The following is a 25382-nucleotide window of genomic DNA, read 5'->3' as shown; positions in this document are numbered from 1 at the left end:
CGGCGGGCGGCCTTCCGCGCTGGTCTTCTTCCCGCCGTCCGGCACCTCTCGTCCTGTTGGATGACGACTTCGAGGACACGGGCTGGGGCTCCCCTGTCGAATTCACGCTGTGGGGCCCGCCCAGGGTGTAGCGCGGCCCCAGCACACCTTGCGAACCCCATCAACTGGGCTTCATCCACGGAGGACCGAAATGTCTAATACTGAACCCGCGGCGGAGAACTCCGGCCTGGTGATCCTGCCGGCGGAGCAGGTCAGTGAGACAGTCAAAGCCACGCTGAAGATCGAAGAACACGACGGCACCCTCATCGTCCGCGCAACCGAGGGCACTGCCCTTCCCGCCAACCTCGTCATTGTCGATGGGGACGACACCCCCATCGCGATCTACTCGGCTGCCGAGCTGCCCCGGCCAGTCGCGTTGCAAGGACGCACGGCCGACATCCAGGTCCTCACTCAGACCCTCGATGGATTCAACGACTGGCTGCTCACCGAATCAGGCGAGCCCCGCCAGTAGTTCGCATCCACGGGCACTACTGGCAGCGGCTGCCACGAATCCGTCGTGAGCGACAGAGCCCTGGAGACACCTTGGTGTCTCCAGGGCTCTGTCGCGTACGCCCGACATTGGCCTCCGGCCCTGCGCATCAGCGCCGCCCCCGCCATGCACCGCCGTCTCCTCGCCCGCTGCCAGCCGCTCAACGGCGCCCAGGGCGTCCCGGCGGTCCCGGCCCAGCGCAAGGCCCGCCGCGAGTACGAGAACCGGGTCAGCACACTCACGCCGCCCGGACCATGATCGTTCTCACCGATAACCGCTGTACCGATGTTCCCTGAGGCCGGTATTCCGGCACTCGGGCTGCGACAGGAGACTCCGGAGGCGGCGGGCGGCACCAAACGGACCTCACCGACGCCGGGATGTCTTAGCCACCTCGCGCTCCGGGAGCCAACCTCACGGACGGACCGTCCGCCCGAAATTCCGGGGAATCCTCGCCGCCGTTGAGACATTGGCGCCCCCGAGCCGTATCCCTCGTCACCGGAGCCGTCCGGTGACGCGCGGACGCGTGCGGAAAGGGGACAGGGCGTTGACGACGGTGACGAACAGCCGGACCGACCGGCGGGAGGTGATGCGGCGCATCCGTCCCCGCCGCTCCCCCGCGGTGCCGCTGATCCTGCTCAGCTGGGCGGGGGCCGCGGCGGTGGTCACGCTGTGGTGGCAGAACACCCCGAACGTGGTCGGCAACGCCGAGTGGCTGGTCGGCGGGGGCCGGCTCACCGGGCTCCTCAGCGGGTACTCCATCGCGCTGGTCGTGCTGTTGATGGCGCGGGTTCCGGCGCTGGAGCGGCGCGTGGGGTCGGACCGGGTCGCGCGGTGGCACGCCGTGGCCGGCCGGTACACGCTGTGCCTGATCATCGCCCATATCGCGCTGATCATCTGGGGGTACGCGGTCCAGGCGCGGACGAGCGTCGTCGACCAGACCGTCACGGTGGTGACCGAGTACCCGGACATGATCAAGGCGACGGTCGGCACCGGGCTTCTGCTGCTGGTCGGCCTGATCTCGGCGGGGGTGGTGCGCCGCCGGATGCCGTACGAGGCCTGGTACTACCTGCACCTGATGACCTACGCGGGCGTGTTCCTGGCCTTCTGGCACCAACTGGCCGCCGGCGCGGAGTTCGTCGCCGACGAGGTGGCGCGCATCGCCTGGTACGTGCTGTACGGCAGCGTCACCCTCGCCATGGTGTGGTTCCGGGTGCTGGTCCCGGTGGGGCTGAACCTGCGCCACCGGATGCGTGTGTTAGCCGTGGTGCCCGAGGCGCCCGGCATGGTCTCGGTGGTGATCGGCGGCCGGGATCTGGACCGGCTGGGCGCGGAGCCGGGGCAGTTCTTCCGCTGGCGGTTCCTGGCGCCGCGGCTGCGCTGGGGCTCGCACCCCTACTCGCTGTCCGCGCCCCCGCAGCAGGAGCGCATGCGGATCACGGTCAAGGCGGTGGGCGGGCACAGCACGGCGCTCGCCACGCTGGAGCCGGGCACGCGGGTGTGGGCCGAGGGGCCGTACGGGGCGATGACCACCGGGCGGCGCAGCCGCAGCAAGGTGCTGATGATCGCGGGCGGGGCCGGGATCACCCCGCTGCGGGCGCTGTTCGAGACGCTGCCCGGCCGCGGCAGCGACATCACGCTCCTCTACCGGGCCCGCAGCATGGAGGACCTGGCGCTGTGGGACGAGCTCCAGCGGATCGCCGAGGCCCGCGGGGCCCGGCTGCTGTACGCCGTGAACGGGCCGGACGGCGCCCGCCCCGAGATCACCTCCGAACGGCTGCGCTCGGTGCTGCCCGACATCGACCGGCACGACGTCTTTCTGTGCGGGCCCCCCGGCCTGGCCGAGCACGCCTACGCGGCGCTGCGCGAGGCCGGGGTGCCCGATCGCCGTATCCACCACGAGTCCTTCGAAATGTAGGGAGGCGGAGTCATGAAGAGGAAGCATCCGCTGCGCCGGATCATCCTGGGCACCGCGGCCACCGTCTCCGGGGTCGTGCTGCTGCTCGCCCTGAAGCAGCCGGCCTCCGAGCCGGTCGCCGCGGCCGGCTCGCAGAACGCCGGGCAGGTGCCCGCCACCGCGCCGCCGGCGCCCGGCGGAGACAGCAGGGGCGGAGGTGGCGGTGGCGGTGGCGGAGGCGGCGCCGCGCAGACGGTCACCGGCGACGAGGCCAACACCCAGTACGGCCCGGTCCAGGTGAGCGTCACCGTCACCGGCGGAAAGATCACCGCCGCCACGGCCGTCAAGACCCCCGACTCCGGCCCGCAGAGCGAGCAGATCGCGGCCGATTCGGTGCCCAAGCTGAACCAGGCGGCGGTGACCGCCCAGAGCGCGAAGATCGACACCGTCTCCGGCGCCACCTACACCAGCGAGGGCTACCGGAAGTCCCTCCAGAGCGCGCTGGACAAGGCCGGTCTGTGATGGACGGCGAGCCGCGGCGCATGCTGCATGTCGAGGAGACCATGGGCACGGTCTTCTCCCTCGACGTCCGCGAGGTGGCCGACGCCGACCGGCCCCGGGTGCGGGCCGCGCTGGACGGGGCCGCGGCCTGGCTGCACCGGGTCGACGAGCTGTTCTCCACCTGGCGCCCCGACAGCCAGATCAGCCGGCTGCACCGCGGCGAGCTCGACGTGTCGCAGTGCGACGCGGACGTACGGGACGTGCTGCGGCTGTGCGAGGAGGCCGAGCGGCTCAGCGACGGCTGGTTCTCCACCCGCCACGCCGGCCGGGTGGATCCGACCGGCCTGGTCAAGGGCTGGGCGGTGGAGCGGGCCGCCCAGATGCTGGCCTCGGCGGGGGCCGGGTCGGTGTGCGTCAACGGCGGCGGGGACATCCAGACGCACGGGGGACCGTGGCGGGTGGGCATCGCCGATCCGCTGCGCCCCGGGGAGCTGATCGCCGTGGTGGAGGCGCGCGACGAGCTGGCGGTGGCGACCTCCGGCCCGGCCGAGCGCGGCTGCCACATCCTGGACCCGTACACCGGCGCGCCTCCCGCGGAGCCGCTCGCCTCGGTCACCGTGGTGTGCCGGAGCCTGACGGACGCGGACGCCTGGGCCACCGCGGCCTGCGCGATGGGCGCCGAGCGGGCCCGGCCCTGGCTCCAGCGGCTTCCGGACGCGGCGGCGTTCGCGGTCACGGCGGACGGCGCGACCTGGCAGACGAGCGGGTTCGCGCGGTACGACGCGGCGATGTTCGTGTAGCGGTGTTCCGGCCGCGCCGCGCGGCACCCCCGGCGATCGATGTAGGGACCACATAACGAGACGGCCTTGCGCGTCGCCCCGTCGAGGGCGTTCCATCACGCGGTGCGATCAGAAGACACGAGCCGCAGGGCGGACGCCACAGCGCCGCCGACACCGACGCAGTCCGCCACCACCGACCGGGCGGCCAGACGGGCCGTCACCGTCTTCCCCATCCTGGTCCTCGCCGCGGGCGCGGCGGGCCTGGCGACGCCCGGCACCTTCAGCGGCTGGGCGCCGAACGTTCCCTACCTACTGGGAACGATCATGTTCTGCATGGGTCTGACCATGACCACGCAGGATTTCTCCGGCGTCGTCAAGCGGCCGTGGGCCGTGGCGCTCGGCCTGGTGGCGCACTATGTGATCATGCCGGGCCTGGGGTGGCTCATCGCCCATGCCCTGGGCCTGTCACCGCAGTTGGCGGCCGGTGTGATCCTCGTCGGCTGCGCCCCGAGCGGTACGGCCTCGAATGTGGTGACGTACCTGGCGCGCGGCGACGTGGCGCTGTCGGTCTCGGTGGCGACCGTCTCCACGGTGCTCGCCCCGCTGGTCACCCCGCCGCTGACGCTGCTGCTGGCCGGGGAGTATCTGCCGGTGGACGCCGGGTCGATGGTCACCGACATCCTCAAGACGGTGCTGCTGCCGGTCCTCGGCGGCCTCGTCGTACGGCTGGTGGCGGGGCGTTACCTCGGCCGGGTGCTGGGCCTGCTCCCCTGGCTGTCGGCCGCCACCATCGCGGTGATCGTGGCGGTCGTGGTGGCGGCCAGCGCGGACGCCATCAAGTCGGCGGCCGGGCTGGTGCTGTTGGCCGTGGTGCTGCACAACGGCCTCGGGCTCGCGCTCGGCTACGCCGCGGGCCGGGCCGCCCGCCTCGGCGAGCCCGCCGGGCGGGCCATGGCCTTCGAGGTCGGCATGCAGAACTCCGGGCTCGCGGCGTCCCTGGCGTCCGCGCACTTCAGCCCGCTGGCCGCGCTCCCGGCCGCCATCTTCTCCGTCTGGCACAACATCTCGGGCGCGCTGGTCGCCGCCTGGATGTCCCACCGCTCGCGCCGCGCGGAGGGCTGACGGCGGGGGTCACACGACGACCGGGTCCTCCCAGGCCCGGTCGACCACCCGCACCAGACCCAGGTCCGTCAGCTTGATCTGCGGCGACACCGGGAGGGTCATGGTGGACACGCTCATGAAGGCGTTGCGGTGGCGCCAGCCCCACCCGTGCAGCGCCTCCCGTACGGCGCCCGCGCCGGCCGCGACCTCGGGCGCGGGCGCGGCGGACATCACGCCGCCCACGGGCAGCGGCAGATGGACGTCCGGCCGCCCGGCCACCGCCACGCAGATCCCGCCGCCCGAGGCGATGACGCGGTTGGCCGCCCGGCGCAGCGCGCCCGCGTCGGTGGCCACGACGGTGAGGTTGTGGCTGTCGTGCGCGTACGTGGTGGCGGTGGCGCCCTCCGCGAGGTCGAACCCCACGACGGGGGCCATCGTCCGGCGGCCGGTGCCGTGGTGGCGTTCGTACACCGCGAGCACGGCCGTCCTGCCCTCCCAGTGCACGACACCGTCGCGTACGGGCAGCACGACCTCGGCCGGCTCGGTGAAGGTGTCGACGGGGTTGACCCGCAGCGCCCGGAAGGTGTGCTCCCCGTCGGGGAGGTCGGCGCGCCACACGCAGTCGGCCTCCTCCAGCGGGGCGAGGCGGACGGAGTCGGCGAAGGGGTTGTCGGGCGCCGGCCCGGCGGTGTCGTCCCCGGCCACGACGCGGCCCCCGCAGACCACGGTCACCGGTGTCGGGTCGTCGAGGGCGCGCAGCAGGACCAGGTCCGCCCGCTTGCCGGGGGCCACCACGCCCCGGTCGTCCAGGCCCAGGCGGCGGGCCGGGTGCAGGGTCAGGGCACGCAGTACGGTGGCGGGGCTCATCCCGGCGTCGAGCGCGACACGGGCGATGTGGTCGAGGTGTCCGCGGTCGAGGATGGCGTCGGCCGCCAGGTCGTCGGTGACCAGGCAGAAGTCGGGCAGCACGGGGAGTTCGTGGAGGCGGCGCACCAGTTCGGCGCTCAGGCACTTCTCCTGGAGCATCAGCAGCATGCCGAGCCGCGCCTTCTCGACCGCGACCTCGGGGGTGTTCTTGGTGTGGTCGGAGTCGATCCCCGCCCACAGGTATTCGCCGAGGTCGTCGCCGGTGAGGTTGGGGCAGTGGCCGTCCAGGCGGACGCCCTTGCGCCGGGCCGCGTCGACGATCGAGCGCATGCGCGGGGAGCCCGCGACCACGGCGCGGTAGTCCATCACCTCGCCGAGGGTGGTCACCCCGTCCCAGTCGAGCATCTCGGCGATGTCCTCGGCGGTCAGCGAGGAGCCCGCGGTCTCGAAGCCCTCCAGCGCGGGCACGCAGGAGGGCACGGCCCAGAGCATGGTCTGCTCGGCCCCGCGGCCCTGCTCGATCATCCAGGCCATAGCCTCGCGCCCCGCGACGTTGACGATCTCGTGCGGGTCGGCGAGGACCGTGGTGGTGCCCCGGGGCAGGGTGATCCGGGCGAACTCGGCGGGGGTGAGCAGCGAGCTCTCGATGTGCATATGGGCGTCGATGTAGCCGGGCGCGACGATCAGCCCGTCGGCGTCCAGGACGCGCTCGGCCTCGATCCGTACACCCGGGGCGGCCACGGCGCGGATGAGGTCGCCGGTCACCACCACGTCGGCCGGCAGGATCTCGCCGGTGTGCACCGAGAAGACGCCGGCGCCACGGATGAGGAGGTCGCAGCGGCTTGGCATCGGCATGGGGTCTCCTGCTCGCTTCCTGCTCTGGGGGGTTGGTGAGGGGTGCGGCCGTTACGGCACGGGGGTGGTGTCCGCGCCGTAGTGGCCGCGCAGCCGGGACATCAGGAAGGCCCGGAACGCCTCCGCGTCCACGCCGGTCGCCACGCGCGCGTTGGGCGGAAGGCCGGTGCGCCCGTGCACATCGGCCACCAGGGCGCCGCGGGTGAACTCGCCCGCGCACTCGACGGTCACCCACGCCTCCGTCCACTCCAGCAGCTCCGGGCGGACGGCGGCGGCCACGGCGAGCGCGTCGTGCACGGCGCAGGCGCGCACCTGGTGGCGGCGGGCGTAGCGGTCGATGAGGTGGCGCAGCATCTGCCCGGCCGCCGTGGTGACGGGCGCGCCGTCGGCGACGAGCGCGTCGGCGTCGGCGAGCGGGGTGAGGGCCTGGCGGGTGACGTCGAGGCCGACGATGCGCAGCGGGACGCCGGACTCGGTGACGTAGCGGGCGGCCTCCGGGTCGGCGTGGAAGTTGAACTCGGCGGCGGGGGTGGTGTTGCCCGGGGCGAACGCCGCGCCGCCCATGACCACGATCTCCCGCAGCAGTCCGCGGGTGTCGGGGTGGGTGTGCAGCAGGGCGGCGACGTTGGTGAGCGGCGCGGTGGCGATGAGGGTGATCTCCCCCGGGCCCGCGCCGCGCAGCTGCTCGGCCATCCAGTCCACGGCGTGGCCGGGGTGGGCGGCGCGGGCGGCCGCGGGGAGTTCGACTCCGCCGAGGCCGTACGCGCCGTGGACCGGCTCGTCGGGGTGGCGCGGCACCCGGGCCAGCGGCCCGGCGTGGCCGCGGAGCACGGGGGTGGCCGCGGCAGGCCCGCCGATCAGGTCGCACAGCCGCAGGGCGTTGTCGACCACCTGGTCGAGGCCGACGTTGCCCGCGACCGTGGTCACGCCCGCGACCTCGAGCTCCGGCGACGCGTACGCCAGGAAGAGGGCGATGGCGTCGTCGATGCCCGGGTCGCAGTCGATCATGACCCGTCTGGGGGTCCGGCTCATCCGGAGACCTCGCGCTGGAAGCGGTCCACCCACGCGTCGTTGTGCTCCACGGAGTAGGCCAGGTCGGGCGAGGTGAACCCGGCGGCGGCCGGGTCGCTCGCGGCCTCGCCGGACACCTTGGTGATGGCGGCGGGGACCTTGGCGTCCTTGTTGACCGGCTTGTCGCTGAAGGAGGCGGCCGCCTTCTCCTGGACGTCGGCGGACAGCAGGTAGTCGAGGAACTTCTCGGCGCCCGCCTTGTTCTTGGCGCCCTTGACGATCTGGGCGGTGTTGGCGGCGACGTAGCGGCCCTTGTCGAACGGCACCCAGCCGATGGGCTTGCCGGCCTTGGCCGGGTCCACGGCGAACAGGTCGAGGCCGGGGGCCATCTCGACCTCGCCGCGGTCGAGGAGGCTGACCAGCTCGGTGGAGCGGTTGAAGAACTTCAGCACGTTCGGCTTGAGGTCGGAGAGCCTCTTGAAGCCGGTGTCGGTGTCCTTGGGGCCCGAGCCGTACGTCGCGGAGACGGCCTGGAGGAACGGGACACCGGCGCTGGTGGACAGGTCGGGGACGGCGACCTTGCCCTTGTACTTCGCGTCCCACAGGCTCTCCAGCGTGGGCGGCTGCTTGACCTTGTCGGTGCGGTAGAGCATCCCGAGCAGCTGGTAGGTGTAGGCGGGGCCGTAGCCGTCCTGGCTCTTGGCGAAGTCGTAGATCTTCGCCATGTTGGGGACCTTCTTGGCGTCGACCTTGTCGAAGAGGCCCTGCTTCTGGCCCATGGCGGCGAAGAGGTCGGAGATCATCACGACGTCCACGGTGGGGTCGTTCTTGTTGACCTTCAGCTTGGTCAGCCGGTCGGCGTTGGCCCCCGTCTCCAGGGTGACATCGATCCCGGTCTTCTTCTCGAACGGCTTGATCACCGTCTCCTCGAAGCGGTCGGCCCCGAAGCCGAAGGTGCTCACCGTCAGCTTCTTCGGGTCGGCCCCGGCGCTCTCCGCGCAGCCGGAGAGGGTGAAGGCGATCAGGGACGCGGCCAGGGCGCCGGTGGTGAGTCTGGCGGTGCGGATCATGCGGGACACTCCTGACGAGGGTTCTTGCCGAGCCGAGCGGCGCCGTCGTCGCCGGGCAGAGGGATGGCCTGCCCCAGGGGCAGATGGAGCCGCACCGACGCGCCCGCGCGCAGCGTCTCGTCGGTGGTGACGGCGTGCAGGACGCGGTCGCCGACGGCGGCGGTGACCGCGAAGTCGGTGCCGCGGAAGCGGACCGCGGTGACGGTCGCCTCGACCACCTCGCCGCCCGCGGGCGGCTCGGCGTCCGGGCCGAGGACGCCGATGTGCTCGGGCCGGATGGTGACCGGGCCGCGCCCGGGGAGGTCGAGGAAGTTCTCGTAGCCGAGGAACTCGGCGACGAAGCGGGTGGCGGGCGCCCGGAACACCTCGCGCGGCGGGCCCTGCTGGACGATCCGGCCGCGGTCGAGGATCACCATGTTGTCGGCGAGTTCGAGCGCTTCTTCCTGGTCGTGGGTGACCAGGATGGCGGTCAGCCCGGTCTCCCGCTGGACCCGCAGCAGCTCCTGGCGCATCTGCACCCGCAGCCGCGCGTCCAGGTTGGACAGCGGTTCGTCGAGCAGCAGCACCGAGGGGCGGATGGCCACCGCGCGGGCCAGCGCGACCCGCTGCTGCTGGCCGCCGGACAGCTGCTTGGGCTTGCGCCCGGCCAGGTGGGCCAGGCCGACCAGGTCGAGGACCTCGGCCACGCGGGTGCGGATCTCGGCGCTGGGCACACCCCGCATCCGCAGTCCGAAGGCGACGTTCTTCTCGACGGTCAGATGCGGGAAGAGCGCGTAGGACTGGAACACCATGCCGATGTTGCGGCGCTCGGGCGGCAGGGTGGTGGCGTCCTTGCCGTCGAGCAGGATCGTGCCGCTGGTGGGCGGCAGAAAACCGGCGATCATCCGCAGGGTGGTGGTCTTGCCGCAGCCGCTGGGGCCGAGCAGCGCGGTGAACTCCCCGCGGCGCACCGTCAGATCGATCGAGTCGACCGCCACCGAGCCCGAGAACTCCCGGCTGATGGACTGGAGCTGGACCACCGGCGTCGTCGTCTTGGTCACCGTCGTCGTCGTCGTTGGCATCGTCGTCATGGGTGCATCCCTACTTGCCGAAGACCTTGTTGAAGCCGACGAGCCGCTCGGTCACCAGGGCGACAACCACCGTGGCCGCGAGCAGCAGGGTGGACACCGCCGCGACGACCGGGTCGAAGGAGAACTCGACGTAATTGAGCATCTGGACCGGGAGGGTGGTCACGCCGGGGCCGTTGAGCAGCAGCGACAGCGGCACGTTGTTGAAGGAGGTGAGGAAGGACAGCACGGCCGCGGAGACGATCCCGGGCATCATCACCGGCAGGGTGACGTGGAAGAAGGTCCGCAGCGGGCCCGCGCCGAGCCCCCGCCCCGCCTCCTCCAGCGCGGGGTCGGCCATGGCGAGCGAGGCGCCGGTCACCCGCACCGCGTACGGCAGCAGCAGCACGGTGTGGCCGATCAGCAGCGCCCCGAGGGCGGTGATCCGCAGGGTGACCATCAGCTGCTGGAACAGCGCGAAGCCCAGGACCAGCTCGGGGACGATCGCCGGGGACAGGAACAGCGCCTCGGCCGCCTTGCGGCCGCGGAACCGCCGCCGCTGGATCGCCAGCGCGGCGGGGATGCCGACGAGCAGCGCGAGCAGCGTGGCCCCGGCCGCCACCATCGCGCTGGTGGCCAGCGCGTCCTGGAAGGGCTGGTACGCCAGCGCCTTGGTGAACCACTTGCCCGACAGGCCGGGCGGGGGGAACTCCACGGTGTCGCCGGAGGAGAAGGCGATGGCCACCACCAGGAGGATGGGCCCGAGGAGAAAGACCAGGGCCAGCGCGGCCACGGCGGTCAGCAGCGGACGTCCGCGCATCAGACGGCACCCACCTTCGACAGCCGGCCGGAGATCCAGCCCGCGACGAGCACCAGCGCGGTCATGATCAGGGCCACCGCGCTGGCCGCGCCCCAGTCGAGCTTCACATTGGCGTAGTCGTACAGGAGCGTGGCCAGCGTGCGGTTGCGGGTGCCGCCCAGCAGCAGCGGGGTGGTGAACGCGGTGACCGCGCCGGCGAACACCAGCATCGCGCCGACCAGCACACCGGGCAGCGCGATCGGCAGCACCACGCGGCGGAAGGCCCGGCCGGGGCTCGCCCCGAGGCCGCGGGCGGCCTCCTCCAGCTTGACGTCGATGTGCGAGAGCGAGCTGTACGAGGTCAGGATCATGATCGGGGTGAAGAGCTGGGTGAGCCCGGCGATCAGGGCGAACTCGGTGTAGAGCAGCTGGGTGCCGCCGTCGGCGAGGCCGAGGGCGGTCAGCAGGTCGCTGATCAGTCCGTTGCGGCCCAGGATGACCAGCCAGGAGAAGGTCCGTACGACGGTACTGAGCAGCAGCGGGAACACCGCGAGGGCCAGCAGCAGCCCCTGGCGGCGCCGGGGCGCCCGGGCGATCAGATACGCCACCGGGAAGCCGAGCAGCAGACAGATGGCCGTGGTCAGGGCGGCGACCCGGACGGTGCGGGCCGCGACCTCCAGCACGTATCCGTCGCCGAGCATGCCGCCGAGCTTGCCGAGGACATCGGGGTTCTCTGCGGCGGGCGGTGCGAACAGGGTGATGCCGAAGGGGTAGAGGAAGCCGAAGGCGAGAAGTGCCACGCCCGGCAGGAGCAAGAGGCCAGAAGCCGCTCTGCGTGACACGAGCCGGACCCTCCTAGATGTTACTGATACGTCGTCTGCAACCGGTTGCGGCAACCGGTTGCAGGCAAGCTACGCTGGAGCCGGTGAGCCCGTCAACAACTGCCGGTTAAAAACATGTAACCGGCAACGGACAACAGAAGGCAGGGGCGGATGGTTCGGCTGGCAGATGTCGCACGCGCCGCGGGGGTGTCCACGTCCACCGCGTCCCGCGCTCTGAGCAGGCCCGACATGGTGGCGGCGGAGACCCGGGAGCGGGTCGCCAAGGCGGCCGCCGAGATGGGATTCACGCTCAACGCCACCGCGCGGGCCCTGACCACCGGCCACACCGGGCTGGTCGGCGTCATCGTCCCCACCCTCGCCAACCCGTTCTTCCCGCCCATCGTCACCGGTGTCCAGGAGTCACTGGCCGAGACGGGCGGAAACGTCCTCCTCGGGGTGTCCGACCGCTCCGAGGAGCGCGAGCGCGAGCTGGCGGCGCAGTTGGGCTCGCGGGTCGACGGGCTCGTCCTCGTCGCCCCGGTCAGCGGCGACGCGACGCTGCACGAACTCGCCGAGCGACTGCCGGTGGTGACGGTCGACCGCACCACCCCGGGGCTGCCCGGGGTGGTGGTGGACACCCCGGGCGGGGTGCGGGAGCTGATGGCGCATCTGCTCGGCCTCGGCCACCGGCACATCGCCTACCTGGGCGGCCCGCCCGGCTCATGGATGGACCGGCAGCGCACCAGGGCCGCCCGCAAGGCGGTCGAGGACGGCGGCGGCGAGCTGACCGTGCTGGACCCCGTGCCGCCCCAGGTCGACGCCGGCCTCGCGGCGGCCGAGCACCTGGTGCGGCGGGCGGAGCGGGTCACCGCGGTCATGGCGTACAGCAGCTACGTCCTGCTCGGCCTGCTCATGGGGTTGCGCGGGGCGGGGCTGCGGGTGCCCGAGGACATCAGCCTCGCGGCGTCCGACGACCTCACCGTCATCGGGATGACCCAGCCGGGCACCACCGCGCTGCACGTCCCGCTCCAGGAGGCGGGAGCGGCGGCGTGCCGGCTGGTGCGGGAGGCTCCGCACACGGGCGAGCGCCCGCCGCGCGTCCGCGTCCCCACCCGCCTGGTCGTCCGCGGCTCCACGGCCCCGCCGCCGAAGAAGCGCTAGCCGTGCCGGCGGGGGTTTCTGGGGCGGCGGGCTGTGAGCGCCACGATCGAGTGATGCTCGATCGAGCGCTGCTTCGATCCTGCGGTTCGCATTCGGAGTGTCGCGGCCGGACGAGTGCCGGCCTTCGCCTGAAGGGGAATCTGTGATCTCGAAAACCAAGCGCGCCGTGTGTTCCATGGCCGTGGTGCTCGCCGCGGCGGCCGCGTCCACTGTCACCGTGTCGAGCGGCACCGCCTTCGCCATCGACCATGTCCAATGCGTCGGCGGCGAGAACTTCCTGAAGATCTGGTCGCACCTCGACGGCCGCGAGAGCGTCGACTGCTACGCGAACGCCGGCCGGACCGACTTCGGCGGGTGGTGGGTCGACCGCATCTACACGGGCAACAACGACCTGATCTACTACGACGCCAACGGTGACTCGGTGAAGATCGAGCGCTGGCACGACATCACCTTCCCGAACCGCCCGCCGAGGGTCGTCTCCATCCAGATCCTGTGACAACCCGCGGCGGAAGCTCTAGCGCTCCTTCTGGGCCAGCCGGAGCAGGTGGTCGGCCAGCGCCTGGCCACCTGCCGACTCGCGGCTGATCAGCAGCACCGTGTCATCGCCCGCGATGGTGCCCAGGATGGCGTGCAGCTCCGCCGAGTCGATGGCCGAGGCCAGGAACTGGGCGGCGCCGGGCGGGGTGCGCAGCACCACCAGGTTCGCGGACGCCTCCGCCGAGATCAGCAACTCGGCCGCCAGCCGCGCCATCCGGGCCTCGCTCGCCGACTCGCCGAGCGGGGCCCGGGGCGTGCGGTCGCCGCCCTCGGCCGGGACGGCGTAGATCAGCTCGCCGCCGGTGTTGCGGATCTTCACCGCGCCCAGTTCGTCCAGGTCGCGGGAGAGCGTCGCCTGGGTGACGGAGAGCCCGTCGTCGGCGAGGAGCTTCGCGAGCTGGCTCTGGGAGCGGACCGGCTGCCGGTTCAGGATGTCCACGATCCGGCGGTGCCGGGCAGTGCGGGTCTGCGGCACGGCCGGGCCACCATTGTTGTGGTTGCCGGTGCCCTGCGCCTCGGTGTGCTGCGCCTCGGTCATCGTCTCGTCAGTCTCCGGATCCGTCAGTGCCCGTGTCTCCCCTGGGCGGCGTCCAGGGCGGTGGGGAAGGCCCGGAGGAACGCATCCACCTCCTCGTCGCCGATGACGAGCGGCGGGGCGAGCCGGACCACGTCCGGCGCGACCGCGTTGACCAGGAGTCCCGCGTCCTGAGCCGCCTGCTGCACCTGCGGCGCGAGGGACTCTGTCAGCACGATACCCAGCAGCAGGCCGGAGCCGCGGACATGGTCGATCAACGCGTGGCCGAGGGACTCGATCCCGTCACGCAGCCGCTCGCCGGTCCGCTTGACCCCGTCGAGGACACCATCGGCCGCGAGGGTGTCGAGCACCGCCACCGCGGCGGCGCACGCCACCGGGTTTCCGCCGAAGGTCGATCCGTGCTGACCTGGGGTCAGCAGCTCGGCGGCGGGCCCGAAGGCCACGGTCGCACCGATGGGCAGGCCGCCGCCAAGACCCTTGGCGAGGGTCACCACATCGGGCTCGACGCCCTGCGCCTGGCATTCGAACCAGTGGCCGGTGCGGCCGATTCCCGTCTGGATCTCGTCGACGACCAGCAGGGTGCCGGTGGCCCGGGTGATCTCGCGGGCCGCCGCGAGATACCCCGCCGGAGGCGCCACGACGCCGTTCTCACCCTGGATCGGCTCCACGATGAACAGCGCGGTGTCGGTGGTGACGGCCGCGCGCAGCGCGTCCACGTCCCCGTACGGGACATGGGTGACCTCGCCGGGCAGCGGCAGGAACGGGTCCTGCTTGGCGGGCTGGCCGGTCAGCGCGAGGGCGCCCATGGTGCGGCCGTGGAAGCCGCCGGTGGTGGCCACCATGTGCGTACGGCCGGTGCGCCGCCCGATCTTGAAGGCCGCCTCGACGGCCTCCGCGCCGGAGTTGGAGAAGTAGACCCGCCCGGGGCGGTCGAAGAGCTGGAGCAGCCGCTCGGCCAGCGCCACCGGGGGCTCGGCGATGAACAGGTTGGAGACATGGCCAAGGGTTGCGATCTGGTCGGACACGGCCCGTACGACCGCGGGGTGGGCGTGGCCGAGGGCGTTGACGGCGATGCCGCCGACGAAGTCGACGTACTGGTTGCCGTCGGCGTCCCAGACCTTGGCGCCCTCGCCGTGGGTGAGCGGGACGCGGGGCGTGCCGTAGTTGTCCATCAGCGCGCCCTGCCAGCGCTGTGTCAGCTTCTCGTTGCTCACCGGTCCGCCCCCTCATTTTTGTTGCTGTCGTTGTCCGGGTCGGGCAGGACCATCGTGCCGATGCCCTCGTCGGTGAAGATCTCGAGCAGGATGGAGTGCTGGACCCGCCCGTCGATGACGCGCGCGGTGGTGACGCCGTTGCGCACGGCGTACAGACAGCCCTCCATCTTGGGCACCATGCCGCTGGCCAGGTCGGGCAGCAGCTTCTCCAGCTCGCTCGCGGTGAGCCTGCTGATCACCTCGTCGCTGTTGGGCCAGTCCGCGTACAGGCCCTCGACGTCGGTGAGGACCATCAGCGTCTCGGCGCCCAGCGCGGCGGCGAGCGCGGCCGCCGCGGTGTCGGCGTTGACGTTGTAGACGTGGCCGTCATCGGCGCTGCGGGCGATGGAGGAGACGACCGGGATGCGGCCGTCGTCCAGCAGGGCCTGGACCGCGCCGGTGTCGATCTCGGTGATCTGGCCGACCCGGCCGATGTCCACCCGCTCGCCGTCGATCTCGGCGAAGTGTTTGGTGGCGGACATCAGATGGGCGTCCTCGCCGGTCATGCCGACGGCGAGCGGCCCGTGGCGGTTGAGCAGCCCGACCAGCTCGCGCTGGACCTGGCCGGCCAGCACCATCCGTACGACGTCCATGGCCTCGTCGGTGGTGACCCGGAGTCCCGCCTTGAACTCGCTGACCAGGCCGTGCCGGTCGAGCTGAGCGCTGATCTGCGGGCCGCCGCCGTGCACCACGACGGGGCGCAGGCCGGCGTGGCGCAGAAAGACCACGTCCTGGGCGAAGGCGGCCTTCAACTCCTCGTCGACCATGGCGTTTCCGCCGAACTTGATGACGACGGTCTTGCCGTGGTGGCGGGTCAGCCAGGGCAGCGCCTCGATGAGGATGCGCGCCTTGGGCAGGGCGGTGTGTTTACGGGCGGTCGGCTGGCTCATGAGGAGTAGGCGCTGTTCTCGTGGACGTAGTCGGCGGTCAGGTCGTTGGCCCAGATGACGGCGGATTCGGTGCCCGCGGACAGGTCGGCGGTGATCCGGACCTCGCGGTAGCGCATGTCGACCAGCTCGCGGTCCTCGCCGACGGAGCCGTATCTGCACACCCACACGTCGTTGATGGCGACGTTGAGCTGGTCCGGGTCGAAGGCGGCGGAGGTGGTGCCGATCGCGGAGAGCACCCGGCCCCAGTTGGGGTCCTCGCCGTGGATGGCGCACTTGAGGAGGTTGTTGCGGGCGATCGAGCGGCCCACCTCCACGGCGTCGTCCTCGGTGGCGGCGCCCACCACCTCGATGCGGATGTCCTTGGAGGCGCCCTCGGCGTCGCCGATCAGCTGCCGCGCCAGGTCGGCGCAGACCGTGCGGACCGCCTCGGCGAACTCGTCGGCGGCGGGGGTGACTCCGGACGCGCCGGAGGCGAGCAGCAGCACGGTGTCGTTGGTGGACATGCAACCGTCGGAGTCGACCCGGTCGAAGGTGGTGCGGGTGGCCGCGCGCAGCGCCGCGTCCAGGTCCTGGGCCTCGACGTCGGCGTCGGTGGTGAGCACGACGAGCATGGTGGCAAGGCCGGGGGCCAGCATGCCCGCGCCCTTGGCCATGCCGCCGACGACCCAGCCGCCGGCGCCCTCCGCCACGGCGGTCTTGTGCACGGTGTCGGTGGTCTTGATGGCGATGGCGGCCTTCTCGCCGCCGTGGGCGGTCAGCTCGGCGGCCGCCTTCTCCACGCCGGGGAGCAGCTTGTCCATGGGCAGCCGGATGCCGATGAGCCCGGTGGAGGCGACGGCGACCTCACCGGCGCTGTGTCCGAGGACCTCCGCCACCTTCTCGGCGGTGGCGTGGGTGTCCTGGAAGCCGAGCGGGCCGGTGCAGGCGTTGGCGCCGCCGGAGTTGAGGACGACCGCGCTCACCGCGCCGCCCTTCAGCACCTGCTCGGACCACAGGACGGGGGCGGCCTTGACGCGGTTGGAGGTGAACACGCCGGCGGCGGCCAGGCGCGGCCCGTTGTTGACGACGAGGGCCAGGTCGGGGTTGCCGTTCTCCTTGATGCCCGCTGCGACACCGGAGGCGGTGAAGCCCTTGGCTGCCGTAACGCTCACTGTGACTCCTTGTTCGCCCCAGGGGGGCCGGTTTCGTGGGGTGCGGCGTCGGCCGCGCGACTCGTTCCGGTCGGGCTTATGGCGCGATTCCGGTGGTGGGGAGCCCCAGCTCCTCCGGGAGGCCGAGCGCGACGTTCATGCTCTGAACCGCGCCGCCGGCGGTGCCCTTGGTGAGGTTGTCGATGGCGCTGATGGCGATGACCCGGCCGGCCGCCGCGTCGAGGGCGACCTGGATCAGCGCGGTGTTCGATCCGTACACGGAGGCGGTGGACGGCCACTGCCCCTCGGGCAGGAGGTGGACGAACGGCTCGTCCTGGAACGCCTTCTCGTACGCGGCCCGCACCGCCTCGGCCGTCACCCCGGGCCTGGCCTTGGCGCTGCACGTGGCGAGGATGCCGCGGGGCATGGGGGCGAGGGTGGGGGTGAAGGAGACCGAGACCGGCTCCCCCGCCGCGGCCGACAGGTTCTGGATCATCTCGGGGGTGTGCCGGTGGCCGCCGCCGACGCCGTACGGGCTCATGGCGCCCATGACCTCGCTGCCCAGCAGGTGCGGCTTGGGCGCCTTGCCCGCGCCCGAGGTGCCGGAGGCGGCGACGATCACGGCCTCGGGCTCGACGAGCCCCGCCGCGTACGCCGGGAACAGCGCGAGGGAGACGGAGGTCGGGTAGCAGCCTGGGACCGCGACGCGCTTGGACCCCTCCAGCGCGTCGCGGGCCCCGGGCAGCTCGGGGAGGCCGTAGGGCCAGGTGCCCGCGTGCGGCGAGCCGTAGAACCGCTCCCAGTCCCCCGCGTCCTCGAGCCGGAAGTCGGCCCCGCAGTCGATGATCAGGACCTCGTCGCCCAACTGCTCCGCGACGGCGGCGGACTGGCCGTGGGGCAGTGCGAGGAACACCACGTCGTGCCCGGCGAGCGCCTCGGGGCCGGTCGGCTCCAGGATCCGGTCGGCGAGCGGCGGAAGGTGCGGCTGGAGGGCTCCGAGGCGCTGGCCGGCGTTGGAGTTGCCGGTCAGGGCGCCGATCTCCACCTGGGGGTGGGCGAGCAGCAGGCGCAGCACCTCGCCGCCCGCGTATCCGCTCGCTCCGGCCACCGCCGCACGTATCGCCATCGAAACAACCTCCCTGTCGATGGCATGACTATACGGTTGACCGAAGCTTTATGCAATGAGTGTTTCGGACAGCCGGGGGCGGTGACACGGCGGGGGTGACGCGTGTTACGCGCCCAGAGGGGGTCGGGCCCTTTCGAGAGGGGGCCGGCAACGAGATATCTTGATGTCGAGCAATGTTGCAGACGTGGAGCGGAGCACCCGGTGACTGACTCGACCATCATCTATACGCACACCGACGAGGCCCCGGCCCTGGCGACGTATTCGTTCTTGCCGGTGGTCCAGGCGTACGCGTCGACGGCCGGGGTCGCTGTGGAGACCCGTGACATCTCGCTGGCCGGGCGCATCATCGCCGTCTTCCCCGAGTACCTGGAGGAGGGCCTGCGGATCCCCGACGCCCTCGCCGAGCTCGGTGAGCTGGCCAAGACGCCCGAGGCCAACATCATCAAGCTGCCGAACATCTCGGCCTCGATCCCGCAGCTGAAGGCCGCGGTCGCCGAGCTCCAGCAGCAGGGCTACACGCTGCCGGACTACCCGGACGACCCGAAGACCGACGAGGAGCGCGAGATCCGCGCCCGCTACGACAAGGTCAAGGGCTCCGCGGTCAACCCGGTGCTGCGCGAGGGCAACTCCGACCGCCGCGCCCCCGCGTCGGTCAAGAACTACGCCAAGACGCATCCGCACCGCATGGGCGCCTGGACCGCGGAGTCGAAGACCAACGTCGCCACCATGGGCGTCGACGACTTCCGCGCCACCGAGAAGTCCGCGGTGGTCGCCGAGGCCGGCTCGCTGCGCATCGAGCTGGCGGGCGACGACGGCTCGACCACCGTGCTGCGCGAGTCCGTACCCGTGCTGGCCGGCGAGGTCGTGGACGCGTCCGTGATGCGCGTGGCCGCGCTGCGCGAGTTCCTGACCGCTCAGGTGGCCCGGGCCAAGGCCGAGGACGTGCTGTTCTCGCTGCACCTCAAGGCCACGATGATGAAGGTCTCCGACCCGATCGTCTTCGGCCACGCGGTGCGGGCCTTCTTCCCGAAGACCTTCGCCGAGTACGGCGAGGTGTTCGCGGCGGCCGGTCTGACCCCCAACGACGGGCTCGGCGGCATCCTCAAGGGCGTGGAGTCGCTGCCCGAGGGGGCCAGGATCAAGGAGTCCTTCGAGGCCGAGCTGGCCGAGGGCCCCCGGATGGCGATGGTCGACTCCGACCGCGGCATCACCAACCTGCACGTCCCCTCCGACGTGATCGTCGACGCCTCCATGCCGGCAATGATCCGCACCTCGGGCCACATGTGGGGCCCCGACGGCCAGGAGCACGACACCCTCGCCGTCCTGCCCGACAGCAGCTACGCCGGCATCTACCAGGCCGTCCTCGACGACTGCCGGGCCAACGGCGCCCTGGACCCCGCCACCATGGGCTCGGTCCCGAACGTCGGCCTGATGGCGCAGAAGGCCGAGGAGTACGGCAGCCACGACAAGACCTTCGAGATCCCCGTCACGGGCACCGTCCGCGTCGTCGACGAGGCCGGCAACGTGGTCCTGGAGCAGGTCGTCGGCGCCGGTGACATCTTCCGTATGTGCCAGACCAAGGACCTGCCGATCCGCGACTGGGTCAAGCTCGCCGTCACCCGCGCCCGCGCCACCGGCGACCCGGCCGTCTTCTGGCTCGACGAGAACCGCGCCCACGACGCCCAGCTGATCGAGAAGGTCAAGGCGTACCTGCCGGAGCACGACACCGAGGGCCTTCAGATCGAGATCAAGGCCCCGGTCGACGCGATCACGTTCTCCCTGGAGCGGATCCGCCGCGGCGAGAACGCCATCTCGGTCACCGGCAATGTGCTGCGCGACTACCTGACCGACCTGTTCCCGATCCTGGAGCTGGGCACCAGCGCCAAGATGCTGTCGGTCGTCCCGCTGATGGCGGGCGGCGGCCTCTTCGAGACGGGCGCCGGCGGCTCCGCGCCGAAGCACGTCCAGCAGCTGGTCAAGGAGAACTACCTGCGCTGGGACTCGCTGGGCGAGTTCTTCGCGCTGGTGCCGTCCCTCGAGCAGTACGCGAAGACCACCGGCAACGCGCGCGCCCAGGTGCTCGCCGACACCCTCGACCGGGCCACGGCCACGTTCCTCAACGAGGACAAGTCGCCCAGCCGCCGGGTCGGTGGCATCGACAACCGCGGCAGCCACTTCTACCTGTCGCTGTACTGGGCGCAGGAGCTGGCCGGGCAGACCGACGACGCGGGCCTGGCCAAGGCCTTCGGCCCGCTCGCCGAGACGCTCGCCGCCCAGGAGCAGACGATCGTCGACGAGCTGATCGCCGTCCAGGGCGAGCCGGCCGAGATCGGCGGCTACTACCAGCCCGACCCGGCCAAGGCCGCCGCCGTGATGCGTCCGTCGGCGACCTTCAACCAGGCCCTCGCCACCCTCGGCTGACGCGGCGGTCTTCCCTCCGCCTCTTCTGCCTCTCGCCGCCGCCCCGGCCGGACACCGTTCCGGCCGGGGCGGCGGCTTGTGTGCGCCCGTCCCCGCGCGCTTCTCCGCGGCCCCGCCGGGCGCGCTCCCCCGCAGCCCCCGCCATGTGCGCTCCGTGGTCCCCCGGTCACCGTGCCGACAACCAATAGCGGAGCCCTACAAAACCCGGACCCCGGCCTGCTGGGATTGCGCCATCTGCCCGGCCGTGAGCCCCCTGACAGAGTGGCCGACAAGTGATCTCCTCCCGCGAACTTCCACGCGGGAGTCGTGTGTCCACTACACGGGGGTAGTTTTCGATGAGCGCTGACACCGAACAGGTGGTGGTCACCGGTCTCGGGGCCACCACACCGCTCGGCGGCGATGTGGCCTCGACCTGGTCCGGGATGCTGAGCGGGAGATCCGGGATCAGCCGCATCGAAGAGGCGTGGGCGACCGACGCCCCCGTGCGGATCGCGGGCCAGCTGGCGGTCGAGCCGACCGAGGTCCTGGACCGGGTGCAGGCCCGGCGCATGGACCGCTGCCAGCAGATCGCGCTGATCGCCGCCCGCGAGGCCTGGGCCGACGCGGGCGCCCCCGAGGTCGAGCCGGAGCGGCTGGCCGTGGCCATCGGCACGGGCACCGGGGGCACGCTGACCATGCTCCGCCAGAGCGACATCATGGAGTCCTCGGGGATGCGGCGGATGTCCCCGCACTCCGTCCCGATGCTGATGGCGAACGGTCCCGCCGCCCTGGTCAGCATCGAACTCGGCGCGCGCGGCGGCGCCCACGCCCCGGTCAGCGCCTGCGCCTCGGGGGCCGAGGCGATCGCCATGGGCTTAGACCTGATCCGCCTCGGCCGCGCCGACGTGGTCGTCGCGGGCGGCACCGAGGCCTGCGTCAACCCGCTGGTGCTGGCCGGATTCGCCCAGGCCCGAGCCCACTCCACGCGCAACGACGAGCCCGAGCGGGCGTCCCGGCCCTTCGACGTCGACCGCGACGGCTTCGTCATCGGCGAGGGCGCTGCCGTGGTCGTCCTGGAGCGCGCCGAGTTCGCCGCCGCCCGGGCGGCCCGCACCCACGCGACGCTCGCCGGGGCCGGGGTCACCTCGGACGCCCACCACATCACCGCCGCGCACCCGGAGGGTCAAGTCCGCGCCATGCGCATGGCGTTGGCCTCCGCGAAGCTGACCCCGCTCGCGATCGAGCTCATCCACGCCCACGCCACCTCCACGCCGATGGGCGACCTCGTCGAGGCCGAGTCGATCGCCGAGGCCATCGGCATCCACCCGTCCGTGACCGCGACCAAGTCCATGACCGGCCACCTCTTCGGGGCGGCGGGGGCGGTCGGCGCGGTCGCCGCGATCCTCGCGGTGCGCGACGGGGTGATCCCCGCGACCCAGAACGTCGACGCCCTCGACCCGCAGGTGAAGCTCGACGTCGTCACGGGAGCGCCCCGGCGCGGCGCGGCGCCGACCGCCGCGCTCAGCAACTCCTTCGGATTCGGCGGCCACAACACCTCGCTCGTGTTCACTCCCGCGCCGTAGTCCGGCCGCGGAGGGTGTCCGGTGGGCATCCGGGCCGACCGGGAGCCGCCGGCCTCCTCCGGGCCGGGGCGCCGGGCAGCGGCCCTGGATAGGCTCGGGGCCCATGACCTCGGACCACCCCAACGCCTGGGCGGCGGACGCGATCCGGCGCCTCCGCGCGGAGGGCCGCGGAAGCGGCCCGACCCCGCTCCGGCCGCTTCCGCTGCCCGCGCTGCCGGACGTCCGGGTCTATCTCAAGGACGAGTCCGCACACCCCACCGGCAGCGTGAAACACCGCCTGGTGCGGGCCATGTTCCACGAGGCGATCGCGACCGGCCGGATCACCGCGGACACCACGGTGGTCGCCGCCACCGGGGGCGCGGTCGCCGTCGCGGGAGCCCACTTCGCGCGGCTGCTGGATCTGCCGTTCCTCGCCGTCGTACCGGCGAAGACCCCGGCGGACACCCTGGCCCGCGTCGAGCGGGAGGGCGGGCGGTGGCAGGTGGCCGAACAGCCGCCGGCCGCGGTGCAGGAGGAGGCCCGCGCGGTGGCCGAGCGGCTCGGCGGACACTTCCTCGACCACTTCACCGACGCCGAGCCGGCCCTGGCCGCAAGCCGCGAACCGACGATCGCGGACGAGATCTTCACGCAGCTGCGCGAGGAGCCGCATCCGGTGCCCGCGTGGATCGTCACCGGCGCCGGCACCGGCGCCACCTCGGCCTCGATCGGACGCCATCTGCGCCACCACGGCCATCCGACCCGGCTGGCCGTGGTGGACCCGGAGAACTCCGCCTACTTCCCGGCGTGGGCGAGCGGCTGCCGCGACTACGCCACCGGCATGCCTTCCCGGATCCCCGGCATCGGCCGCCCCCGCACCGAGCCCGGGTTCCTGCCCACCGTGATCGACCTGGTGATCCCGGTTCCGGACGCCGCGTCCCTGGCCGCCCTGCGATGGCTGCACGACACGGCCGCCGTCCCGGCCGGCCCGGCGGCCGGGACCGGGCTGTGGGGCGTATGCCACCTGGTGGCGCGGATGCGCGAGTCGGGAGCGCGGGGCAGCGTGGTCGGCCTCGTCGGCGACCACGCCGAACCGTACCGGAACACCCACCTGGACCCCGAGTGGGTACGCGCCCGGGGGCTCGACCCGGCGCCGTACGCGGGCGTCGTCGAGCGGTTCGCCACCACCGGGGAATGGCGGCCGCCGGCCGGTTAGGCCGTGTCCGGCCGTCCCGGACCCGGCACTTCGCGGACACGGCCGGGCGCCCCCGGCTACCGCTGGGAGGTACCCCCGCCGGCGGTAGCCGGGGGCGCGTGCGATCGCAAGGCGGAGGGCCGCCCTCGCGGGCCCGACAACGCAGCGCGAGGGCGCGTGCCAGGCGTCGCGGGCCCGCAGAGATCAGGGCCTAGCGGAACCGGCGAGTTGCCGGGCGCGGTGCAGGCCCGCGGTGACGTCGGCGAGGGTCGCGCAGGGGACGCCGCCCAGCGGTAGCCGGGGGACGGTGACCAACGGTCCGGCGGGCAGCGGGAGATCGGCCGACGGGCGACGGGCGGCGACCGCGTCGGCCAGGTCCGACAGGGCGGCCCGCAGCCCGTCCGCGAGGGCCGGCTCCGGGCGCGGCGCGCCGTGGTCCAGCCGGACCCCGCACGCCGTCGTCGCGTCCACGATCTCCTCGAGCGCGGCCACCACCGGGGCCCACGCCGCCAGGTCGCGCCCGAACGGCGGGTGTTCGGCGCCCGCCACCTCCACCGCGCGCCGGGCGTCCGCCAGCGCGCGGTACGCCTCGCGACGCAGCCGCAGCCGTACCGCGTACGGCGCGTCGGCATCCAGCACCCGGTCCAGGTGGTCGCGGGTGGCGCGGACCGCGAGCGACAGCCGTACGGACACCTGGGCGCGCGGGCCGCCGAGGCCGGGCAGCGCGCCCGCCGCCAGCACCACCGCGCAGGCCAGCAGCGTGTCCGTGAGCCGCGCGTACCCCGCGCCGCGGTCGCCGCCGAGGTACACCAGGGACAGCAGCAGTGGCGTGAGCACCGCCGTCTGGAGCGCGAAGTGGCGTACGGACACCGGGATCAGCGCCGAGCACACCGCGGCGACGGCCACCGGCCACACCCCGTCCGCCCCCGCGAGCGGGCCGAGCAGCGCGGCGAGCCCGCCGAAGACGGCCACGCCGACGGCGGTGCCGAACGCGCGGCTCACGGCCCGCGACACCAGCGGGCCCATGTCCGGCTTGACCAGGAAGGCGGCGGTGGCGGGGAGCCAGTACCAGTGTTCGCCCGGCAGCGACCGGGCCAGCGCGGTGGCGACGCCCACGCACAGCCCCACCCGGGCCGCGTACTCCCGGCCCGCCGGGCCGAGCGCCCGGCGCAGCCGCTGCCGGGGGCCGGGGCCGACCGCGCCGACGGCCGGGGCCGGTTCGCCGTCGAAGACACGGGCGGCCAGCAGCACCGCGCGGTGCGCGGCGAGGCCGCCGGCGGTGTGCGGCGCGGGCGCGGGGAGCGGGCCCGGCGGCCGGCCGGTGCGCACCGAGCGGGCCAGCAGCGCGGGGGTCCGCGCCACCCGGGCGGGCAGCGGCTCGCCCTCCCACAGCAGGGTCACCGCCGTCTCGCTCAACGCCCCGGCCACCGCCAGCAGATCGCGCAGCCGGCGCCGGCCGGCGTCGGGGCGGTGGAGCGGGACACGGTGTGCGTAGAGCGATTCGTAGGCGGCGTCGTACGCGGCGGTCAGCCGGCGCCGGGCCGCATGGCCGCGCTCGGTGCCGACCGCCGCCATCAGGTCGGCGAGCGCGTCGTAGACGGCGGCCACCGCGACCCGCTCGTCGGGCAGGCCCGCCGCCGGGCGAACCGAACCCCGAAGGGGGGCGAGCAGCGGCAGCAGCCACGCCATGGCCAGCACCCACGCGGCGCCGGCGAGCAGCAGCCCGGCCCGGGCGGGCGGGGATTCGGGGGCGGGCATGCCCGTGCCGACCACGCACACCACCATCAGCTGGACCCCGGCCGAGGAGCACACCGGCCCGATCGCGCTGATCGCGCCGGACACCAGGCCGACCGCCGCGAGTGCGAGCGCGATCCAGGTGCCGAGCCCCAGCGTGCCCAGCCATGCCCCGGTGAGCATGCCCACGGCCCCGGCCAGGGCGGGCAGGCCGATGCGCACCAGGCGGGTGGCGCGGGTGGCGGGCCGGTCGTTGATGTGCGCGAACATCGCGCCGAGGCCCGCGGTCACCCCGGCGGAGGTCTGCCCCGCGGCCACTCCGGCCGCCAGCACGGGCCCCACGCCGAGCGCGCCGCGCGCCACCGCCGCCCAGGGCACGGGCCCGCGCAGCCCGCGAGCGCCGGGCAGCGGGTGGGTGAGCCAGCGGGGCAGTGCGGGCGAGGTGTGCGGGGTGCGCAACGGTGTCCTCCGGGCGGTCGGGCGGGGGGGCTTCCCTCGTCGTCGAGGACACGTCCCCTCGAACGTACGCGACCGATGCCGACATTCCGTAACCGCTGCGTTTCCACTGTGTAGACCGCTGTGTGGACCG

General features: G+C 73.0%; 23 protein-coding genes. 11 read left to right on the top strand and 12 right to left on the bottom strand.

Features of this window, described 5'->3' with window-relative positions:
• Positions 1-190 precede the first annotated feature (190 nt).
• From ACH4S9_RS46095 to ACH4S9_RS46070, 6 genes are all read left to right on the top strand, one after another.
• Positions 191-511: a hypothetical protein gene (locus ACH4S9_RS46095; RefSeq protein ID WP_398377576.1), complete on the top strand. Its 321-nt coding sequence runs from the start codon at positions 191-193 to the stop codon at positions 509-511.
• A gap of 45 nt (positions 512-556) precedes the next feature.
• Positions 557-787, top strand: coding sequence for a hypothetical protein (locus ACH4S9_RS46090; protein WP_398377574.1), 231 nt, complete (start codon positions 557-559; stop codon positions 785-787).
• 328 nt (positions 788-1115) lie between these two features.
• Positions 1116-2444: a ferredoxin reductase family protein gene (locus tag ACH4S9_RS46085; protein ID WP_311725905.1), complete on the top strand. Its 1329-nt coding sequence runs from the start codon at positions 1116-1118 to the stop codon at positions 2442-2444.
• Between the two features lie 12 nt (positions 2445-2456).
• A complete protein-coding gene (locus tag ACH4S9_RS46080) occupies positions 2457-2945 on the top strand; it encodes an FMN-binding protein (protein ID WP_385345555.1) in 489 nt (162 codons plus the stop codon).
• Positions 2945-3724: an FAD:protein FMN transferase gene (locus ACH4S9_RS46075; RefSeq protein WP_385345553.1), complete on the top strand. Its 780-nt coding sequence runs from the start codon at positions 2945-2947 to the stop codon at positions 3722-3724. The genes ACH4S9_RS46080 and ACH4S9_RS46075 overlap by 1 nt, the downstream gene beginning before the upstream one ends.
• A gap of 102 nt (positions 3725-3826) precedes the next feature.
• Entirely contained in the window at positions 3827-4825 is a 999-nt protein-coding gene (locus tag ACH4S9_RS46070; RefSeq protein ID WP_398377571.1) for a bile acid:sodium symporter family protein, read from the top strand.
• A gap of 9 nt (positions 4826-4834) precedes the next feature.
• Here the strand turns inward: ACH4S9_RS46070 and ACH4S9_RS46065 are convergent, their stop codons facing one another.
• Genes ACH4S9_RS46065 through ACH4S9_RS46040 form a run of 6 tightly spaced genes read right to left on the bottom strand, consistent with a single transcriptional unit; the run spans position 4835 to position 11252 of the window.
• Positions 4835-6526, bottom strand: a complete 1692-nt coding sequence (locus ACH4S9_RS46065; RefSeq protein ID WP_398377569.1) for an adenine deaminase — start codon at positions 6524-6526, stop codon at positions 4835-4837.
• Positions 6527-6577: 51 nt separating this feature from the next.
• Positions 6578-7558: a nucleoside hydrolase gene (locus ACH4S9_RS46060; RefSeq protein WP_398377567.1), complete on the bottom strand. Its 981-nt coding sequence runs from the start codon at positions 7556-7558 to the stop codon at positions 6578-6580.
• Positions 7555-8607, bottom strand: a complete 1053-nt coding sequence (locus tag ACH4S9_RS46055) for an ABC transporter substrate-binding protein (protein WP_398377566.1) — start codon at positions 8605-8607, stop codon at positions 7555-7557. Before ACH4S9_RS46055 ends, ACH4S9_RS46060 begins: the two co-directional genes overlap by 4 nt.
• Positions 8604-9677, bottom strand: coding sequence for an ABC transporter ATP-binding protein (locus tag ACH4S9_RS46050; RefSeq protein WP_398377564.1), 1074 nt, complete (start codon positions 9675-9677; stop codon positions 8604-8606). The genes ACH4S9_RS46055 and ACH4S9_RS46050 overlap by 4 nt, the downstream gene beginning before the upstream one ends.
• 10 nt (positions 9678-9687) lie before the next feature.
• Positions 9688-10473 (bottom strand): ABC transporter permease, encoded by a 786-nt coding sequence (locus ACH4S9_RS46045; protein ID WP_398377562.1) that lies wholly within the window; start codon positions 10471-10473, stop codon positions 9688-9690.
• On the bottom strand, positions 10473-11252 hold the full coding sequence (locus tag ACH4S9_RS46040) for an ABC transporter permease (RefSeq protein ID WP_385345541.1): 780 nt from the start codon (positions 11250-11252) through the stop codon (positions 10473-10475). The genes ACH4S9_RS46045 and ACH4S9_RS46040 overlap by 1 nt, the downstream gene beginning before the upstream one ends.
• 192 nt (positions 11253-11444) lie before the next feature.
• Between ACH4S9_RS46040 and ACH4S9_RS46035 the strand changes: the two genes are divergently transcribed.
• Positions 11445-12434: a LacI family DNA-binding transcriptional regulator gene (locus ACH4S9_RS46035; protein WP_385345539.1), complete on the top strand. Its 990-nt coding sequence runs from the start codon at positions 11445-11447 to the stop codon at positions 12432-12434.
• A gap of 142 nt (positions 12435-12576) precedes the next feature.
• Entirely contained in the window at positions 12577-12930 is a 354-nt protein-coding gene (locus ACH4S9_RS46030) for a beta/gamma crystallin domain-containing protein (protein WP_311725722.1), read from the top strand.
• A gap of 18 nt (positions 12931-12948) precedes the next feature.
• Here the strand turns inward: ACH4S9_RS46030 and ACH4S9_RS46025 are convergent, their stop codons facing one another.
• From ACH4S9_RS46025 to argC, 5 genes are all read right to left on the bottom strand, one after another.
• On the bottom strand, positions 12949-13509 hold the full coding sequence (locus ACH4S9_RS46025; RefSeq protein ID WP_385345536.1) for an arginine repressor: 561 nt from the start codon (positions 13507-13509) through the stop codon (positions 12949-12951).
• Between the two features lie 23 nt (positions 13510-13532).
• Positions 13533-14720: an acetylornithine transaminase gene (locus ACH4S9_RS46020; RefSeq protein WP_385345534.1), complete on the bottom strand. Its 1188-nt coding sequence runs from the start codon at positions 14718-14720 to the stop codon at positions 13533-13535.
• A complete protein-coding gene (gene argB, locus ACH4S9_RS46015; RefSeq protein ID WP_311725718.1) occupies positions 14717-15649 on the bottom strand; it encodes an acetylglutamate kinase in 933 nt (310 codons plus the stop codon). The genes ACH4S9_RS46020 and argB overlap by 4 nt, the downstream gene beginning before the upstream one ends.
• Entirely contained in the window at positions 15646-16800 is a 1155-nt protein-coding gene (argJ, locus tag ACH4S9_RS46010) for a bifunctional glutamate N-acetyltransferase/amino-acid acetyltransferase ArgJ (protein ID WP_311725717.1), read from the bottom strand. Before argJ ends, argB begins: the two co-directional genes overlap by 4 nt.
• Positions 16801-16876: 76 nt before the next feature.
• On the bottom strand, positions 16877-17905 hold the full coding sequence (argC, locus tag ACH4S9_RS46005) for an N-acetyl-gamma-glutamyl-phosphate reductase (protein WP_358848885.1): 1029 nt from the start codon (positions 17903-17905) through the stop codon (positions 16877-16879).
• Positions 17906-18106: 201 nt separating this feature from the next.
• On the opposite strand from argC, the gene ACH4S9_RS46000 reads away from it, so the two are divergent.
• The 3 genes from ACH4S9_RS46000 (at position 18107) to ACH4S9_RS45990 (ending at position 23080) form a co-directional block, all read left to right on the top strand.
• Positions 18107-20326, top strand: coding sequence for an NADP-dependent isocitrate dehydrogenase (locus ACH4S9_RS46000; protein ID WP_311725715.1), 2220 nt, complete (start codon positions 18107-18109; stop codon positions 20324-20326).
• A 335-nt stretch (positions 20327-20661) separates the two neighbouring features.
• Complete coding sequence (locus ACH4S9_RS45995) at positions 20662-21888, top strand: beta-ketoacyl-ACP synthase II (RefSeq protein ID WP_311725714.1); 1227 nt, start codon at positions 20662-20664, stop codon at positions 21886-21888.
• A 103-nt stretch (positions 21889-21991) separates the two neighbouring features.
• The gene (locus ACH4S9_RS45990) at positions 21992-23080 is read left to right on the top strand and encodes a pyridoxal-phosphate dependent enzyme (protein ID WP_398377557.1); all 1089 of its coding nucleotides are present in this window, start codon (positions 21992-21994) and stop codon (positions 23078-23080) included.
• 183 nt (positions 23081-23263) lie between these two features.
• Here ACH4S9_RS45990 and ACH4S9_RS45985 read toward each other — a convergent pair whose 3' ends face one another.
• A complete protein-coding gene (locus tag ACH4S9_RS45985; protein ID WP_398377555.1) occupies positions 23264-25252 on the bottom strand; it encodes an FUSC family protein in 1989 nt (662 codons plus the stop codon).
• Positions 25253-25382 lie beyond the last annotated feature (130 nt).

This window comes from Streptomyces sp. NPDC021225 (genome assembly GCF_044332865.1).
In the GTDB taxonomy this organism is placed as follows: Bacteria; Actinomycetota; Actinomycetes; order Streptomycetales; family Streptomycetaceae; genus Streptomyces.
The sequence above is the reverse complement of the archived record's forward strand: the minus strand, read 5'-3'. Positions and strand labels throughout refer to the sequence as shown.